This is a genomic window from Ferribacterium limneticum (genome assembly GCF_020510625.1).
In the GTDB taxonomy this organism is placed as follows: domain Bacteria; phylum Pseudomonadota; class Gammaproteobacteria; order Burkholderiales; family Rhodocyclaceae; genus Azonexus; species Azonexus limneticus_A.
Genome location: NZ_CP075191.1, coordinates 3,314,253 through 3,330,497, shown reverse-complemented (window position 1 = coordinate 3,330,497; position 16,245 = coordinate 3,314,253). Strand labels below are relative to the sequence as shown.

13 protein-coding genes are annotated in these 16,245 nt (G+C 62.6%); 5 read left to right on the top strand and 8 right to left on the bottom strand.

The window, feature by feature from the left end:
- Positions 1 to 3: 3 nt before the first annotated feature.
- From KI617_RS16035 to KI617_RS16020, 4 genes are read right to left on the bottom strand one after another with little or no spacing between them, the layout of a single operon-like run.
- The gene (locus tag KI617_RS16035) at positions 4 to 201 is read right to left on the bottom strand and encodes a DUF2283 domain-containing protein (protein WP_226447952.1); all 198 of its coding nucleotides are present in this window, start codon (positions 199 to 201) and stop codon (positions 4 to 6) included.
- Complete coding sequence (locus KI617_RS16030) at positions 198 to 434, bottom strand: hypothetical protein (protein WP_226447951.1); 237 nt, start codon at positions 432 to 434, stop codon at positions 198 to 200. The genes KI617_RS16035 and KI617_RS16030 overlap by 4 nt, the downstream gene beginning before the upstream one ends.
- A complete protein-coding gene (locus KI617_RS16025; RefSeq protein ID WP_226447949.1) occupies positions 431 to 1,312 on the bottom strand; it encodes a nuclease-related domain-containing protein in 882 nt (293 codons plus the stop codon). The genes KI617_RS16030 and KI617_RS16025 overlap by 4 nt, the downstream gene beginning before the upstream one ends.
- Positions 1,312 to 4,878: a class I SAM-dependent DNA methyltransferase gene (locus tag KI617_RS16020; protein ID WP_226447947.1), complete on the bottom strand. Its 3,567-nt coding sequence runs from the start codon at positions 4,876 to 4,878 to the stop codon at positions 1,312 to 1,314. The genes KI617_RS16025 and KI617_RS16020 overlap by 1 nt, the downstream gene beginning before the upstream one ends.
- 186 nt (positions 4,879 to 5,064) lie before the next feature.
- Between KI617_RS16020 and KI617_RS16015 the strand changes: the two genes are divergently transcribed.
- Positions 5,065 to 5,796, top strand: a complete 732-nt coding sequence (locus tag KI617_RS16015) for a PEP-CTERM sorting domain-containing protein (protein WP_226447945.1) — start codon at positions 5,065 to 5,067, stop codon at positions 5,794 to 5,796.
- Between the two features lie 168 nt (positions 5,797 to 5,964).
- On the opposite strand, the gene KI617_RS16010 is transcribed toward KI617_RS16015, so the two are convergent.
- Genes KI617_RS16010 through KI617_RS16000 form a run of 3 tightly spaced genes read right to left on the bottom strand, consistent with a single transcriptional unit; the run spans position 5,965 to position 8,226 of the window.
- The gene (locus KI617_RS16010; RefSeq protein ID WP_226447943.1) at positions 5,965 to 6,522 is read right to left on the bottom strand and encodes a 1-acyl-sn-glycerol-3-phosphate acyltransferase; all 558 of its coding nucleotides are present in this window, start codon (positions 6,520 to 6,522) and stop codon (positions 5,965 to 5,967) included.
- 19 nt (positions 6,523 to 6,541) lie between these two features.
- Complete coding sequence (locus KI617_RS16005; RefSeq protein WP_226447941.1) at positions 6,542 to 7,186, bottom strand: DUF47 domain-containing protein; 645 nt, start codon at positions 7,184 to 7,186, stop codon at positions 6,542 to 6,544.
- Positions 7,183 to 8,226 (bottom strand): inorganic phosphate transporter, encoded by a 1,044-nt coding sequence (locus KI617_RS16000; protein ID WP_226447939.1) that lies wholly within the window; start codon positions 8,224 to 8,226, stop codon positions 7,183 to 7,185. The genes KI617_RS16005 and KI617_RS16000 overlap by 4 nt, the downstream gene beginning before the upstream one ends.
- Before the next feature lie 427 nt (positions 8,227 to 8,653).
- On the opposite strand from KI617_RS16000, the gene KI617_RS15995 reads away from it, so the two are divergent.
- A complete protein-coding gene (locus tag KI617_RS15995; protein WP_226447937.1) occupies positions 8,654 to 9,694 on the top strand; it encodes a TDT family transporter in 1,041 nt (346 codons plus the stop codon).
- 8 nt (positions 9,695 to 9,702) lie between these two features.
- Positions 9,703 to 10,557 carry an alpha/beta hydrolase gene (locus tag KI617_RS15990; protein WP_226447935.1) on the top strand — a complete coding sequence of 285 codons (855 nt, stop codon included), beginning with the start codon at positions 9,703 to 9,705 and terminating at the stop codon, positions 10,555 to 10,557.
- Between the two features lie 159 nt (positions 10,558 to 10,716).
- Here KI617_RS15990 and ccoG read toward each other — a convergent pair whose 3' ends face one another.
- Complete coding sequence (ccoG, locus tag KI617_RS15985; RefSeq protein WP_226447933.1) at positions 10,717 to 12,132, bottom strand: cytochrome c oxidase accessory protein CcoG; 1,416 nt, start codon at positions 12,130 to 12,132, stop codon at positions 10,717 to 10,719.
- Positions 12,133 to 12,476: 344 nt separating this feature from the next.
- On the opposite strand from ccoG, the gene KI617_RS15980 reads away from it, so the two are divergent.
- The gene (locus KI617_RS15980) at positions 12,477 to 13,796 is read left to right on the top strand and encodes a sigma-54 interaction domain-containing protein (RefSeq protein WP_226447932.1); all 1,320 of its coding nucleotides are present in this window, start codon (positions 12,477 to 12,479) and stop codon (positions 13,794 to 13,796) included.
- Positions 13,797 to 14,407: 611 nt separating this feature from the next.
- The gene (locus KI617_RS15975) at positions 14,408 to 16,024 is read left to right on the top strand and encodes a cytochrome D1 domain-containing protein (RefSeq protein ID WP_455550763.1); all 1,617 of its coding nucleotides are present in this window, start codon (positions 14,408 to 14,410) and stop codon (positions 16,022 to 16,024) included.
- The last annotated feature ends 221 nt before the right edge of the window (positions 16,025 to 16,245 follow it).

Below are 16,245 nucleotides of genomic sequence, written 5' to 3'. Positions count from 1 at the left end.
GGGTTAGGCTGCAATCTGTTCGAACGAAAACTGCGGAATGTCTGCGCGCTGTCGAGCGTGCTCCATGGTCATGGCGACGATATTGCCGTCGCGATCGACGTCGAGCAGCGTGTTTTCGTCGAGATCGCGTGTTTCGGCGATTTCACCCTTGCGGAACTCGATGTACAGCGTGTCGGTATCCTGAAAATACTTGATGTTCATGGCGTGAAACTCCGGTCAAAAAAAGCGTTGTGAACGGTCTCGCCGTCCTCCAAAAGAATAACACGCAGGTGCCGTCCATCCGACTCGGGTATCTGCCGCCAGCGACGTATCCGGCCATCGGCCTGAATACGCTCATGCTCGGGTGAAGTCACGACTCGCTCAATCCACGCCAGATCAATCGGTGAGCGATCCGGACGCTGACGTGTGACAAGAAAATACTGGGTGAATTTCATGGCATTTTGGCCTGTGCCAGTTTTTCAACTGCATTCGCTGCCCGCTGAATCGCCGGGCTGTCGAGGAGCGGGGCCTTCTTCTCGGGGAGCAGCAGCCAGCGGGAATTCTTCGGGTTGATCGCCTGCACCATGGTTGGCGAAATCCGTGCGGTGCGGTCTATCCACCAACCGGGCAGGGCTAAAACCGCCGTCACAGCGAAGGACTCGCCAGTTTCCTTGCGCAGGTAGTTCGCTAGCCAGCGGGCCTGACGCTCCGCCTGCTCGACCGGTTTGGTCTCTTTCCAACCGCCGAAATCGAGCGACTGGCCGTCGTACTTCACCTTCGGGCTACCGTTGCCGGCCGGTGGTTTCAGGCGCGACTTGGTTTCGATGGCAAAGATGCCGGCTGGGGTGACGACCACATGGTCAATGTTGAAATCGCCGCACTGGATGTCGTGGATGATGCGGTTGTCGCCGGCCAGCGAGGCGGCCAGTTCCTGGGCGGATGCCTGTTCGGCGCGGATGGCTTGCTTGAGCTGACGGGTCGGGCGCATGTCCCGAATGATCTGGCGCCCGTAATACAGCCCGATACCGACGATGAACAGCACGAGCAGCGTGTCCATCAACCCCCAGGCACTGAGATCGACTTCGGCGTGCCGTGAGAGGATCAGCATTCCCGCGATCATGCCACTCACCATGGCGCTGACTATCCGGGTCAGTTGCTTCTCGTGGATCGCTTCGCGCCTGGCCTCCAGGCTTGCCGCCGGCGGGTTGCGCAGTTCTGTCGTGATCGCCTCGCGGCGGGCGTCGGCGTCCAGTCGCCGCTTTTGCCAAGTCAGCAGGCCGGCCATGATCAGGACCGGAGAAATACCGAGCAGCGGGATCAAGGCTTTCAACATTATTTGCTGGCTCCAAAACGGCCGTCGTCGCTCATCCGGGCGCGACCCAGCGCGACCAGGGTTTCGAGCAGTTGCGGCAGGCGTTTTTTCCATGGGCCTTTGCCGGTGAAGCGGCTGGCGATTTCCGGCTCGCTGAGCGCCAGCGGGCTTTCGGCCAGGAGTTGGGCGATGGCTGCCACCTGTTCGGGCAGGCTGGGTGGCCAGGGGCGTTTTTCGGCGGGTTTGGGTGCGGGGAGTGACCCATCCCCCTCCCGGCCTCCCCCTTGTCCCAAGGGATACCGGCCCTGCGGGCCATAAAGGGGGAGGAGTGTCGCTCCCTCCCCTTCAAGGGGAGGGTTGGGGTGGGGATGGGTTGCCTTCGGATTCTGAAATTCCGGCCGCAGCCAGCGGATCAGGCCGGTGGCTTCTTCGCGGCTGCGTTCGGCGTTGAGGGCGACGAGGCGGTCGAGCAGGGCGTCGGTGTTGATGGTGCCCTCTCCCCCGGCCTCTCTCCCGCTGGCGGGCGAGGGGAGAAGGTCTGACCAGCCGTAGGCTTCGAGCACGGCGGTATCGAGTTCGTCGTGGAGCTGGCGGAGGACGGCGACGAGGCCGGCTTCGTGCTGGGCTTTGTCCTTGGCAGTGAGCGGTTCGCCGCTGCGCAGTTTGGCCAGCACGTTGTACATGCCGGTCAGCGTCAGCTCGGGGTGGGCGGCCTGCTGGCGCTTGCGGTGGGTGTCGAGTTGCTCGGCGAGGGCGGCGATGCGGGCTTGCTGCTCGGGGCTGGCGGCGGGGAAGGGGAATTTTTCGAAGCAGGTGGTTTTGACGTAGACCGGGTCGTTGCCCACGCCAAGGCGGCTGCCGGCGGCCAGCGCCCAAGCGACGTGGACTTGTGACGAGAGCACGCCGAGGGCGTAGGCGTCAGCCAGTGCGATGCAGACGAGCTTGTTGTCCGGGGCGATGGCGGCGTCGAGGAACTGGAAGGTGCGGTGCTTGGCGGTTTCGACGGTGGCGATGAAGCGGGGTTGGCCGGCGAGCATGGGGCGCAGGTCTTTGCGCGGTTCGCCGAACAGCCACCAGTTGTCGCGGTAGGTGGCGCGGTTGTTCTGGTCGCGTTCCGGTTTGACGCGCTCGAGCACCCATTGATAGGTCGCCGGATAGCGGCTGCGCGCTTCGTTGGCGGTCAGGCCGTAGAGGTCGATGACCAAGACGCCGCGCGGCTTGTCGGTCAGGTCGCGGCCGTTGCGGTAGGGGTGGATGCGGTCGCAGGGTTGCAGCTTGGCCGCTTCGTCGGGGGAGACGATGAAGCCGGCGCCATGCAGTTTGAAGCCGGCCGAGCTGATGCCTTCATTGGCACGCAACGCCTTGGCGCCGACGACATCGGCGCCGATGCTGAGGTCGGCGTGGATGCGGCCGGTTTTCTCGGTGAGTTCGATGTGCACGGCATCGCCGTCGGCGCCGCCTTCGCCAACGACGGTTTGCAGGATGCCGCTGCCCTCTCCCCCGGCCCCTCTCCCGCCCGCGGGCGAGGGGAGCGAGGCGGTGGCGACGGTCATCGCGATGCGCACGGCGGCACCGCTGGCGGCGTCGACCCACGGGTGGTCGGGGATGGCCCAGGCGAGCGCGAGCGGCGGCTGGGCGTTGAGGTGGTGTTCGAGGACGCGGCGGTTGAAAGTTTGCTTGAGGCTGTTGGTGGTGATGAAGCCGAAGCGCTGGACTTCTCCGCGGCGGGTGAGGTCGGCGGCGTGGTGCCACCAGAACATGACGAAATCGGCGGATTCGGGGACGGCCGGCCAGGCGGCGCGCAGGGCTTCGGTGTAGCCGTCGCCGAGGGCCTGGCGCATAGCGGCGGCGCCGATGAAGGGGGGATTGCCGACGATGTAGTCGGCCTGCGGCCAGGTGGCGGGGCGTGGGTTGGTGTAGCGTTCGCGCGGGATTTGGGCGGCTTCGTCGGGCACGAGTTCGCCGGTGACGGGGTGGGGTTTGGTCGTGCGACCGTCCCAGCGGGTGAGCGGCTTGCCGCTTTCATCGGTGGCGAAGGCGATGGCGTCGGCGGTGAGCACGGCGTCGCGGCATTCGATGTTCTTGAAGTCGCGCAGGATGGGGCTGGGCGGCAGGCCGCTGCCCTGGGTGCGGAAGTGCCATTGCAGGTAGCCGATCCAGAGGACCATTTCGGCGATGGCGGCGGCGCGCGGGTTGATTTCGAGGCCGAGGAACTGGTGCGGGTCGACGGTGAGGCCTTCGACTTCGAGGCGTTGTTGCGTGTCGCCAAGCTGGGCGAGGGTGTCGAGGACTTCGCCTTCGAGACGCTTCATGTGTTCGAGCGTGACGTAGAGGAAGTTGCCGGAGCCGCAGGCGGGGTCGAGGACGCGGGTGGTGCACAGTTTGTGGTGCCAGGCGCGGACGAGGTCGGCGGCGTCTTTGAGCTTGCCTTCGTTGGCGAGCAGCAGGGCGGCAGCCTGGGTGTCGTGCCAGTTGGCGCGCAGCGGCTCGATGACGGTGGGCAGGACGAGGCGGTCGACGTAGGCGCGCGGGGTGTAGTGGGCGCCGAGGTCGTGGCGTTCGAGCGGGTTGAGGGCACTTTCGAGCAGGGTGCCGAAGATGGCGGGTTCGACTTCGGCCCAGTCGGCGCGGCTGGCTTCGAGCAGCAGGTCGATCTGGTCGCGGTCGAGCGGCAGCACTTCGGGCTGCTTGAAGAGCTTGCCGTTGAAGCGCGGCAGCTGGGCGCGGATGGCGACGGAGAATTTGCCTTCGTCCATGGCTTGCCAGAGTTCGGCGACGAGGGGGACGAATTGGCTTACTGGGCTGCCCTCTCCCCCGGCCCCTCTCCCGCTGGCGGGAGAGGGGAGGAGGAAACTCTTGAGCAGGCCGGTGAAGGCGCCTTCGTTGTCGACTTTGGGGAGCAGGCCGACGTCTTCGGCGAACATGGAAAACAGGCAGCGCGAGAGGAAGGCGGCGACGCGCTCGGGCTGGTATTTGCCTTCCAGGGACTGGGCGACGCGGGCGAGGCGAACGGCGATTTCGCGCGTGGCGCGGGCGGTGCGGCGGGCCGGGTCGAGGCTGTGCGGGTCGTGCCAGACGGCTTTGAGGCGGGCGCGGATTTCCGGCTTGCTGAGGTCGTCGAGCCGGATGCGGTGGCTGCGCGGATCGGGGAAGGGCGTGTAGCTGCCGCCGGTGCAGGTGAATTCGGCGTAGAGCTCGATGACGTTGCCGACGTCGAGGACGACGAGGAAGGGCGGCCGGCCTTCGTCGGCGGGCAGATGGCGGGCGTAGTTTTCAGCCTGGCCACGGGCGCGCAGCAGGGCGTCGTCGAACTGGCGAGTTTCGGCGCCGGCGCGGATTTTCTTGGCTTCGCCGATGAAGCTGCCGCGTTTGTAGCAGTCGATGAAGCCGTTGCTGGTGCTGCCATCGCCGTGATGAAAGATGACGCGGCGCTCGAAGACGTAAGGATTGTCGCGGGTGTCTTCGTTGGCGGGCTGGGGTGGGGCGACTTCCAGCAAGGCACAGAGGTCGGCGATGAAAAGCTGGTAATTGGCGCGCTCGGAGCCGCCGGCCGCCCGCCAGCGGGCTAGGAAGGTGTCGATGTGCATGATGACGGGATTCTAGCCCGTCGGTCTGGCTTGTGTTCGAGTCGGGGGTGTCGGATTTCGTTACACCTTGGCTGGGTGACTTATTTGTAAATTTCGTAAGGTTATGAATCGATGGCGGTTATTGGTTGTTGGTATGTGTTATGCATGATTTTTGGCGAAGTTATTTAGCCATAAAGGGAGATAAAAATGTCCAATAAACTGATTTCCACTTTGAGTGTTCTGGCGCTGGCGGGGATGGTGTCGACATCGGCGCAGGCGTTGCCAACACCGGTCCAGACCGAGCTTTCGGTGTATACCCAAGCCTATGCGGCCGGAGGCGATTTTGTCGGGAATTATGACCCGGCGTGGACTACGGGTATTGCGCCGATGGCGGTGGGTACTTCCGCATATTCCGAGTCAAATGGGGCTACGGCTAACAGCTTCGGCTTTGGGGCAAGCAATTTTTCCGACTCAGCAGCCGGTGCCGTGGGGTTCTCGGCTCTCGGCTGGCGCACAGAGAATCTTCTTGAGGGCCGTGTGCAGCTAGCGGCGCGATTCCTTTATCAATTCACGATGAATGAAAACGGCAAGTTCAACTTGCTGTGGGATATCACGAGCAACGGTTTGAATGACCCGGCGATTGGGAATTTCAATTTCTCCATCAGCGGTGTGGGTTCGCAGTTGCTTCAGCGCGATACCGGCTCCAATGAAGTGAGCTTTGATCTGCTCGCCGGAACGACCTATTCGATGTTGATTCTGGGCGACTGGTCGGCTGAGGGGGCGTTGGGAACTCAGGGGTTTAGCGAGGACGCCTCGTTTGTCTGGAATATCACGCCGACGGGCAGCAGCCAGGTTCCAGAGCCGAATGGACTGTTGCTGCTGGGCTTGTCGCTTGCGCTGTTGTTTGGCGTGCAGAAGCGCAGCGAGGGGCTGCACTGATCCATTTGGCGGGCTTGTTGGCGAGTCTTGTCGCTTTGGCGAGCCATTTCTCAGCGCAGGACTCACCTTGAAGCATGCCAGCGGGAATCCGGAACAGAAAATACAGCTGGCTGGATTCCCGTCTGCAGGCAACGGGCAAGGTAATCCCGATGGTCGGCGAGGCGGCCTTTAGTCCAGCCAGCGAATCGGCGAGGCGAGTTCTGGTCGTTTGCCTTGCCGGCCTTCGTAGTGGCGGGCGATGGCGGCGATGTCGGTAGCCGGGTCGCCGGTCAGCGTCAGGTAGGCGAGGATGCCGGCTTCGCGGCGGGGGTAATCGACGAAGGCCAGTGCGACCGGCACTTTGGCGGCGAGCGCGATGCGGTAGAAGCCGCTTTTCCAGCCTTTGGTCAGGCTGCGCGTGCCTTCCGGGGCGATGACCAGCAGGAAGTTCGGGTGGGTGGCGAATTGTGCTGCCATTTCGGCGACGAAACCGCGCGGCGCGCGACGATCGATCGGGATGCCGCCCAGTCGCCGCATCAGCCCGCCGACCGGCCAGCGAAACAGCGTGTCCTTGCCGACCCAGCGGGCTTCGAGGCCGAGTGCCAGTTTGATCAGCAGGGCATAGACGCCATCCCAGTTCGAGGTGTGTGGGTAGGCGAGCAGAACCGCCTGGGCCGGGCGTTCCGGCGGGTCGATCAGCTTCCAGCCAAGGCGTGCAAGCAGGCGGCGCGATAGTTTCTTCAGCATCTGGGGATAGGTTCGGGGTTCAGGTCATCTTGACCACGATGTCGTGCAGCGTATTGGCGCAGTTGGACATGCGATCGGCGGCGTTGGACAGGTGGCGGTAGATTTCGCGGCGCTTGAACATGTGGATGTAGTCGTCGCCGACGAACAGTTCGGCAATGGCGCGGCGGTAGTTCTTTTCGACGCGGCGCTCGGCCTTGCGGGCTGAGTCGGCATCGGCCGCGGCGCCAGCGGGTTCCTTGGCCAGCCGGGCGAAGCCTTGCGACAGGGCGTCGCAGCCGAGCTTGATGTGCATGGCCATTTCCAGGCAATGCTTGTCGGGGGCGAGGCAGAGGACTTCCATTTCGCTCACCGTGGTCTTGCAGTAATTGACGACTTCGTCGAGATCGATGATGGCCCGGTAGAGATCCTCGCGGTCGATCGGTGTCGAGAAGGCCTCGTTCAGCGTGTGCAGGTTGCGGATCTTGACCCGGTCGGCCTCGTGTTCGTCCTGGCGGATTGAGAGGCCGACCTTGGCATCGCCGGTTTCCATGAATTCGACGAGCAGGCCGGCGGTGTGGGCGACTTGTCCGCACTGCTCGGTGAGCAGGGTGAAGAAATCCGGCATTTTCGGGAAAACGCGATCGAACAGGCGGCGGAAGATCGACGGCTTGATTTCTTCGCTCATGGCGTGCCTCCGAGAAAGAGATGAACCAGCGCATAGGCCTGGATGGCGACGATGGCGGCGCCGGGTATGGTGATCAGCCAGGTCATGGCGATGTCCTTGGCCTTGGCCCAGCGGACGGCGCGCGGCCGTTCCGAGGCGCCGATGCCCATGATCGAAGTGGCCACCACGTGGGTGGTCGACACCGGCGCGCCGCCGGCCGAAGCGGCTAGGATCACGGCGGCGGATGTCAGCTGCGAGCCGAGGGCGTGGATGGGGCGGACGCGGTAGATGGCGAAGCCGAGCGTGCGGACGATGCGCCAGCCGCCGGACATGATGCCGAGCGTAATGGAGGTGGCGCAGGCGAGCATGACCCAGAACGGCACCTCGAAAGTCGGGATGAAGCCGCCGAGAAGCAGCACGAGGGTGAGGATGCCCATGCTTTTCTGGGCGTCGTTGGCGCCGTGCGAAAAGGCGAGGCCGGCCGCAGTGAGGTACTGCAGGCCGCGCAGCCGCGAGTTGGCGGCCGGGTTGGCTGCGACGAGCAGGCCGGTGAGCAGGCGGTGGATCAGGAAGCCCAGCCAGAAGCCGATCAGCGGTGAAAGCACCAGTGCGGCCAGGACCTTGACGATGCCGGTCAGGTGGCCGTTGGCCAGTTCGGCAAAACCCCAGACGACATGATCGGCGCCGACGGCGACGACGACCGCGCCGATCAGCCCGCCGACCAGCGCATGCGACGAGGAGGACGGAATGCCGAAATACCAGGTGCCGAGATTCCAGACGATGGCGCCGATCAGGCCGCAGAGCAGGATGGAGAGCGAGAGCACCGGAGCGACGCCGTCGAGGGCGACGAACTTGCCGATGGTGTTGGCGACGGCGGTGCCGCCGAGCAGCGGGCCGAGAAATTCGAAAACGCCGACGATCAGCACGGCCTGGGCCGGCGACATGGCGCGCGAGGCGATGACGGTGGCGACGATGTTGGCCGCGTCATGGAAGCCGTTGGTGTAGTCGAAGACCAGGACAATGACGACGGTGACGACAGCGAGCAGGAACAGGGTATCCATGCGCAATGGCCCGGCAGTGCCAGGCTCGGTCTCCAATTCGGTTTATATTGTTTCGGCCAGTATATCGCCGAATTGGCGGGGGTTTGAGGGTTCGCGCACGGATAGCCGGTGGCTTCCCCGGTTGCGGGTTTGGTCGAATGGCTGGTGGGTTCATCAGAGGCCCCCTCTCCCCAGCCCTCTCCCCCAATAAATTGGGGGAGAGGGGGCAATATGGTTCTGTTAGGCGTCGTTCCCGCGCAGGCTGGAATCCAGGTATCACGCATTCACTGGGTTCCCGCTTTCGCGGGAACGACAAACCTCCGCTACCTGAAAGGAATTGGCGGAGAGGGGGTTTGACGCGAATAGAATTCGTGCGATTGGCACTGATGTGCCTAGCCATAGTCAAGCAGTTAAAATAAGCAAAGTCTAATATTTATAGGGTCGTCCAATGAGCTATCCCCGCTTCGCCGATATTTCCCGGACCTTTGCCCCGGGCTGGTTTGCCGCCGTGATGGGGACGGGTGTTTTTGCCATGACGACGCATGGGCTTTCCCTGCGTTGGCCTTGGCTGGCGCTGCCGGCCGAGTTGCTGCACTGGTTCAACAGTGCCTTGTTTATTGTGCTGGCGGTTCCCTGGCTGACTCGCTGGCTGCGCTTCCGGCCAGCGGCCATGCAGACGATGCTGCATCCGGTGCAGGCCAATTTCTACCCGACTTTTTCGATTGCGCTGCTGGTGCTGGCGGCGCAGTGGCTGACCTTCACGCCCTGTGTCGAAGTGGCGCTGGTGCTGTGGTGGCTGGGCGTGATTCTGCATTTTGTCTTCAGCTTCGCCGTGCTCTTCATCATGTTCCGCGGTGAGCATGTCGCGGCCGAGCACGTGACGCCGGCCCAGTTCATCCCGGCCGTTGGCCTCGTTGTCATGCCGCTGGCCGGTGGGCCGCTGCTTGCCCACATGGATGGCGCACTGCGCGAGTGGGCGCTCACCATCAACGCCATCGGCCTGGGGGCGGGCAGCATGATGTATCTCGGCCTGCTCGGTCTGACCCTGCACCGCAAATACCTGCACAAGCCGGCCCTGGGCATCCTGACGCCGACGGTGTGGATCCATCTGGCGCCGATCGGCGTCATTCCGGTCAGCCTGATGAATGTTGCCGAGCAGTTACCCTATCCGGCCGCGCGTGAGGTGGCCACGGTGCTGATGTTGCTGGTCTGGGGCTTTGGAGTCTGGTGGCTGGTCATGGCCAGCCTGCTGACTTTGTCGGCGCGGGCTGCCGGACAGTTGCCCTTCGCCTTGTCGTGGTGGGGCTTCACCTTCCCGCTCGGTGCCTTTGTGGCTGAAAGCCTGCGCCTGACGAAGCTGCTCGGCTGGAGTTCCACCTTCGCCATCGGCCTTGCCGCCTGGCTGCTGCTCTGCTTTTTCTGGGCGATCACACTGGTCCGGACGGCGCGCGGCGTGGCGTCCGGCGCCATCTTCCAGCCACATCCATAAAGCACATCATGAGCTGGCTTTGGGGTATTCCGCTGGTGGCCGGCGGCTTAGGTGCGCTGAATTTCGCCATCCGGCGCGGCCTGGCGGCGCCACGGGTGATCGAAAGCGCGGAGCCGGAAGGCTTGCCGTGGCATCCGGTGCGGGTGCCTGCGGCCAACGATAAAAGCCTGTTCGGCTGGTTCATCCCCGCGGCGCCGGGCAGTCCGGCGCTGGTTGTCATGCATGGCTGGGGCGGCAATGCGGAAATGATGTTGCCGCTGGCAGCGCCGCTGCATGCCGTCGGTTATTCGTTGTTGTTGCTCGATGCCCGTTGCCACGGCCAGAGCGATGGCGACAGCTTTGCTTCGCTGCCGCGCTTTGCCGAGGACATCGAAGCCGGGCTGGCCTGGCTGGCGGCGCAGCCCGAGGTCGATCCGCAGCGGCTGGGTATCGTCGGGCATTCCGTCGGGGCTGGCGCAGCCCTGCTGGTCGCTGCCCGTCGGGACGATGTGCGGGCCGTCATCAGTCTGGCCGCATTCGCCCACCCGGCGGCAATGATGCGGCGCTGGATGTCCGGCATGCACATTCCCTATTGGCCGCTTGGCGCTTACATCCTGGCTTACGTGCAGCGGGTGATTGGCCATCGCTTCGATGCCATTGCGCCATGCAACACCATTGCCCGAATCAACTGCCCGGTTCTCTTGGTGCATGGCCTGGAAGACGATACCGTGCCGGTGGACGAGGCGCGGGAAATATATGCGGCGCGAAACAGCGACGCAGTCGAGTTACTGCTGGTCCCTGGCAGCCATGACGACTATGGCGATGTGACGCGGCACTTGGCGCAACTGGGCCATTTTCTTGATCGCTGCATGGCGTCCCGCTGAAAAGTGGACAAAAAAAGGCGGGAGACCAGCTCCCGCCCAAGCGGAGTCTGCCTTATTCCATTTTCAGACCAACCCTGACTTTGTCGACTTCGACTCACCGTGCATTACGCACTGTCTTCGTCTCGTCTTCGCGTCACGCTTGATCTGCAAATGGAATGCCTACTGAGGCAGGAGGAAAGCGGCTTTCTCGCGGACCTTGATGTCCGGGTTGTCGATGGCGACGATGTCGAAGTGAATCTGGTTGGAGCCGGTCTTGCCCGCCTCTGGCGGCACGCTGACCACGGTGTTGAACGAGGTCAGACCGGCTGCCTTGGCATCGACCTCCGGATTGCCGGCGATTTCGGCGCCGGGCAGGCCGTCGACGGTGATGCGGTAGCGATGCGGCCGTTCCTCGGTGTTCATGATCTGCAGCATGTAGACGTTCTCGATGCGGCCATCGTCGGCTTCACGGGCCAGCACCGAGCGGTCGCGGATGATGTCGACCTTGAGCGGGATGCGGTGGGCCAGGAACCAGGCGGCCAGGCCGGTGATGATGACGAGGATGACCGTGTACAGCAGGATGCGGGGGCGGACGATGTGAGCAAGAATTTCTTTCTTGGTCAGGTGCTTTTCCATGGCGCTTTCGGTCGAATAGCGCACCAGGCCGCGTGGCAGGCCGACCTTGTCCATGACCTGGTCGCAAACGTCGATACAGGCGGCGCAGCCGATGCACTCGTATTGCAGACCGTTACGGATGTCGATGCCGGTCGGGCAGACCTGCACGCAGAGTCCGCAATCGACGCAATCACCGAGGCCGGCCGCCTTGGCATCGACACCCTTCTTGCGCGCCCCGCGGGTTTCGCCACGGTCCGGATCGTAGGTGATGATCAGCGTATCCGGGTCGAACATCACGCTCTGGAAGCGGGCGTAGGGGCACATGTACTTGCAGACCTGTTCGCGCATGAATCCGGCGAAGAGGTAGGTGAAGCCGCCGTAGAAGAAAATCCAGAAGGTTTCCCACGGGCCGAGGTTGCCGGTCAGGACGTTGTTGACCAGTTCTTCGACCGGGGTGAAGAAGCCGACCAGCGTAAAGCCGGTCCATAGCGAGAAGAGCAGCCAGAGGCCGTGTTTGGTCGCCTTGATGCGCAGCTTGCGCGCATCAAGCGGGGCCTTGTCGAGCTTGATGCGGGCGTTGCGCTCGCCTTCGACCCAGTTTTCGATCCACATGAAGATCTGGGTGTAGACCGTTTGCGGACAGGCGTAGCCGCAGAACAGCCGGCCTGCCACGGCGGTGACGAGGAAGAGGGCGTAGGCCGAAACGATGAGCAGGGCGGCGAGGTAGATGACATCCTGCGGCCAGAAAACAACGCCGAAAATATAGAACTTGCGCTCGACGAGGTGGAGCAGGATGGCCTGCCGCCCGTTCCAGACCAGCCACGGGCTGACGTAGAACAGAAGCTGCGTGAAGATGACGAGGGCGATACGCCAGTTGTCGAAAAAGCCGCGGACGCCTTTGGCGTAGATTTTCTTGCGCTTTTCGTAGAAGGAAACTTTTGCAGCGCTGTCTTGCTGCGGGTTGGCTTCGGGCTGGCTCATCGGTCCTCGATCGGTGTTTGAATAGGGTTGGAAACCGGGACCGCCGGCACCGATTGGCTTGGCCGCATAAAGCAAGCCTGCGGGGCGAACTAAGGGGGATATGCCGCCAAGCCAGATTCGGCAGCCAACTCCTGTTCGTTCACACGTTGAGGAAAGCGCTTTGCTCAGGAGTGGTGTCGCCGGTTTCCGGAGGTTTACATATCAAGATGCGTGCCTGAATCAGCGCCGATTTAAAGCCCAATTAAATCAATCGCTTAGATATTTGTGCGGATGGCGACTAGTTCTTTTGGTGGGTATCTGTGCCAAAAATGGCGAAAAATAGTGGCGTGTGTGACAATTGTGGCATGACTGCCCACTTCCTCAGCGAACTGATCTCCTTTCTGGATGGCCTGCCCGAGCCGCGCATCGTGATGGCTGCCGACTACCGGATCGTCGCCGCCAACGCCGCCTATATTCACGAGTTTGGCGGCGGCAAGCCGCTGGCCGGGCGCTGCTGCTACGAGGTATCCCATCGATTCAACGTGCCCTGCGACCAGGCCGGGGAAGCCTGCCCACTGAAGCAAAGCCTTGAAACCGGTGAGCCGCAGCGCGTCCTGCATCTGCACCACACGCCGCGTGGCGAGGAGCACGTCGCCGTCGAAACGACCCCGATTCGCGATGATCAGGGGCAAATCGTCTACTTTGTCGAAACCATGCGCGTGGTGCGCCAGGCCAGCAGCCGGGCCGCGGCGCAGGGCCTGGTCGGCCGCTCGCCGGCCTTTGTCGGCATGCTCGAAAAAATCCTGCGTGTGGCCAATTCGGATGCGTCGGTTGTGCTGCTTGGCGAAACCGGGACCGGCAAGGAATTGGTGGCGCGCGCCATCCATGAGGCCAGTTCGCGCGAGGAAGGGCCTTTCGTCGCGGTGGACTGCGCCGGCATGACCGAAACCCTGTTCGAAAGCGAACTGTTCGGCTACGAAAAGGGCGCCTTTACCGGTGCCACGCACCGCAAGCAGGGGCTGGTCGAGGCCGCTGCCGGCGGCACGCTCTTCCTCGACGAAATCGGCGAATTGCCGCTGGCCTTGCAGGTCAAGCTACTGCGCCTGCTCGAAACCGGCACCTATCGCCGGGTCGGCGGACTCGACTGGCTACCGGCCAATTTCCGTCTGGTGACCGCGACGCACCGCGATCTGCGGGCCATGGTGCAGGCAGAAACCTTTCGCCGCGACCTCTATTTCCGGATCAATACCTTCCCGATTCATACGCCGGCCCTGCACGAGCGGGTCGAGGACATCCCCTTGCTGGCGGTTTCCCTGCTCGAACGGGTTGACCGCAAGCCGGGGCGGAAGCTCTCGCCAGCGGCCCTCGAGTGGCTGGCCGGCCGCCGCTTCAGCGGCAATATTCGTGAACTGCGCAACCTGATCGAGCGCGCCACCTTGATGGCGGACGGTGAAGTCATCGACCTGTCGCACCTGCTGGACATGGCCGACGACGTGCCGGCAGCGCTGGTGGATGAGGATGGCGCTTTCCGGATCGGTGAAGTCGTTGATCTGGCCACGCTGGAGGCGCGCTACCTGGCCTGGGTTCGGCAGCGGGCGACGGGCGATCATGGCCAACTGGCCGAGCGACTCGGCGTTAGCACGCGGACGCTGTATCGCAAGTTGCAGGGGCAGGAAAAAAACTGAGGAAACGCTGATTTATTCGGAAATGTCATTCCCGCGCCCCGTAGGAAGTACCCTTGGGGTGCGCAGGCGGGAATCCAGAAAAATCAACGGACTGGATCCCCGCCTACGCGGGGATGACTAATTAATCAGCGCCTCCCTGAGCGATCTGCCCTGAAAACCGCCGGATGGCTTGCGCGAACCACTCGGGCATGGCGGCAATTCCGTTCAGTTAAGAGGAAAACCCTTCGAATTTGTCGTTCCCGCGGCCTAGACACACCCGGGACTCCGCTTCGCGGCGGGCGAGGCGGGAACCCAGGGGTTTCAACGTATTGGATTCCCGCTTGCACGGGAATGGCGCTCCACTGAAAGGCATCTCGGGCATTTCGGGCATTGCGGCCGTGGCCGACGATGCCGAATCGGGCGTGGACGATAACTGTGCCGGTGAAAAACCGAACTAACTGTTCGCAGTTCAACGACCGCTGCGATGCTCCAATTTGCCTCCATAACAGGGGCACATCCGATGTCCCGAGCAGTCACCCAACAGTCCTGATTTTTTCAACAAAAAGGGACGGAAAATGTATAAGTACTTGGGTAGGGAAGTGGGGCTGTTGGCGCTTTCATTCGCCGCTTCGATGGCTTTTGCCGCCGATGGGCCGACGCTGTCGCCTGAAACAAAAAGCGCCAGCGGGAAAATCTATTTCGAGCGTTGTGCCGGTTGCCACGGCATGCTGCGCAAGGGGGCGACAGGGAAAAACCTCGAACCCGCCTGGTCGCGCAAGGAGGCGGATGGCCGTCAAGTCGAAGGGGGCACCCAGAAGCTCGGTCAGACCCGGCTGGAGAAGATCATCAGCTACGGCACCGAGGGTGGCATGCCGAACTTCGACGATATCCTGTCGAAAGACGAAATCAAGAACATGGCTTCCTACATCCAGATGTCGCCTGACGCGCCGCCGGAATGGAGCCTGAAGGATATTCGCGGGACGTGGAGGCTGCATGTGCCGGTCGACCAGCGGCCGACCCGGAAGATGAACAACGTCAATCTCAACAACATCTTCTCGGTCACGCTGCGCGATGCCGGCGAGGTGGCGCTGATCGATGGCGATACCAAGCAGATCTGGGGCATCGTCAAGACCGGGTATGCGGTGCATATTTCGCGCCTGTCGCTGTCCGGCCGGTACATCCACGTCGTTGGTCGCGATGGCCGCCTGGACATGATCGACCTGTGGTTCGAGAAGCCGACGGTGGTTGCCACGGTCAAGGCCGGCATGGAGACGCGCTCGGTTGAAACCTCGAAGGCCAAGGGTTTTGAGGACAAGTATGTGATCGTCGGTTCCTACTGGCCGCCGCAGTACACCATTCTTGACGGCATGACGCTGGAACCCCTGAAGAACGTCTCGACGCGTGGCGTGACGGTGGATGGCGACTATCACCAGGAGCCGCGTGTGGCCTCCATCGTGGCCTCGACGACCAAGCCGGAATTTCTGGTTAGCGTCAAGGAAACCGGGATGGTCAAGATGGTCGATTATTCCGACCTGACCAACCTGAAGGAAACGACCATCAATACCGCCAAGTTCCTGCATGACGGCGGCTATGACGCAACCAAGCGCTATTTCCTGGTGGCGGCCAATGCGTCGAACAAGATCGCCGTGGTCGACGTCAAGGAAGGCAAATTCACCGCGCTGGTCGATACCGCCAAGATTCCACATCCGGGACGCGGCGCCAACATCGAGCATCCCAAGTACGGTCCGGTCTGGGCAACCTCCCATCTCGGCGCCGATGTGATCACGCTGATCGGTACGGACCCGGAGAAGCACCCACAGCATGCCTGGAAGGTGGTTCAGGAGCTCAAGAACCACGGGGCCAACTCGCTGTTCGTGAAGACCCATCCGAAGTCCGACAACCTGTGGGCCGATTCGCCGCTGAACCCGGATTCGAAGCTGGCCGGTTCGGTCACCGTCTATCGCGTCTCCGAACTGGGTAATCCGAATCCGCAGCCCGAGGTGATCGACATTGCCGCGGCGGCCAACCTGGGCAAGACCAAGGGTATTCAGCGTGTCGTGCAGGGCGAGTACAACCAGAACGGCGACGAAATCTGGTACTCGGTATGGACCGGCAACAAGACGGAGCCATCGGCCATCGTGGTGATCGACGACAAGACCCGCAAGGTCAAGACGGTGATCAAGGACAAACGACTCGTCACGCCGACCGGCAAGTTCAACGTCTTCAACACCCAGCACGACGTTTATTAATTAGGCATCAAGCAAATGAAAGCCCCGCTGAAAAGTGGGGCTTTTTCATTTTGGATCAGTGATTTATGTGTTTTGTCGTCGTCCTCGATCTGTGCCGGTCGGGAACTGATTCGGCTGTAACTGTGCGCGGCAAATATGCGGGCGACTGTTACCAAAGCGCACTTTTACCCCATGTTCTACTGACGCGGTCGGGCAAGCCTGCAATCGGCTTGAAGCAGCCT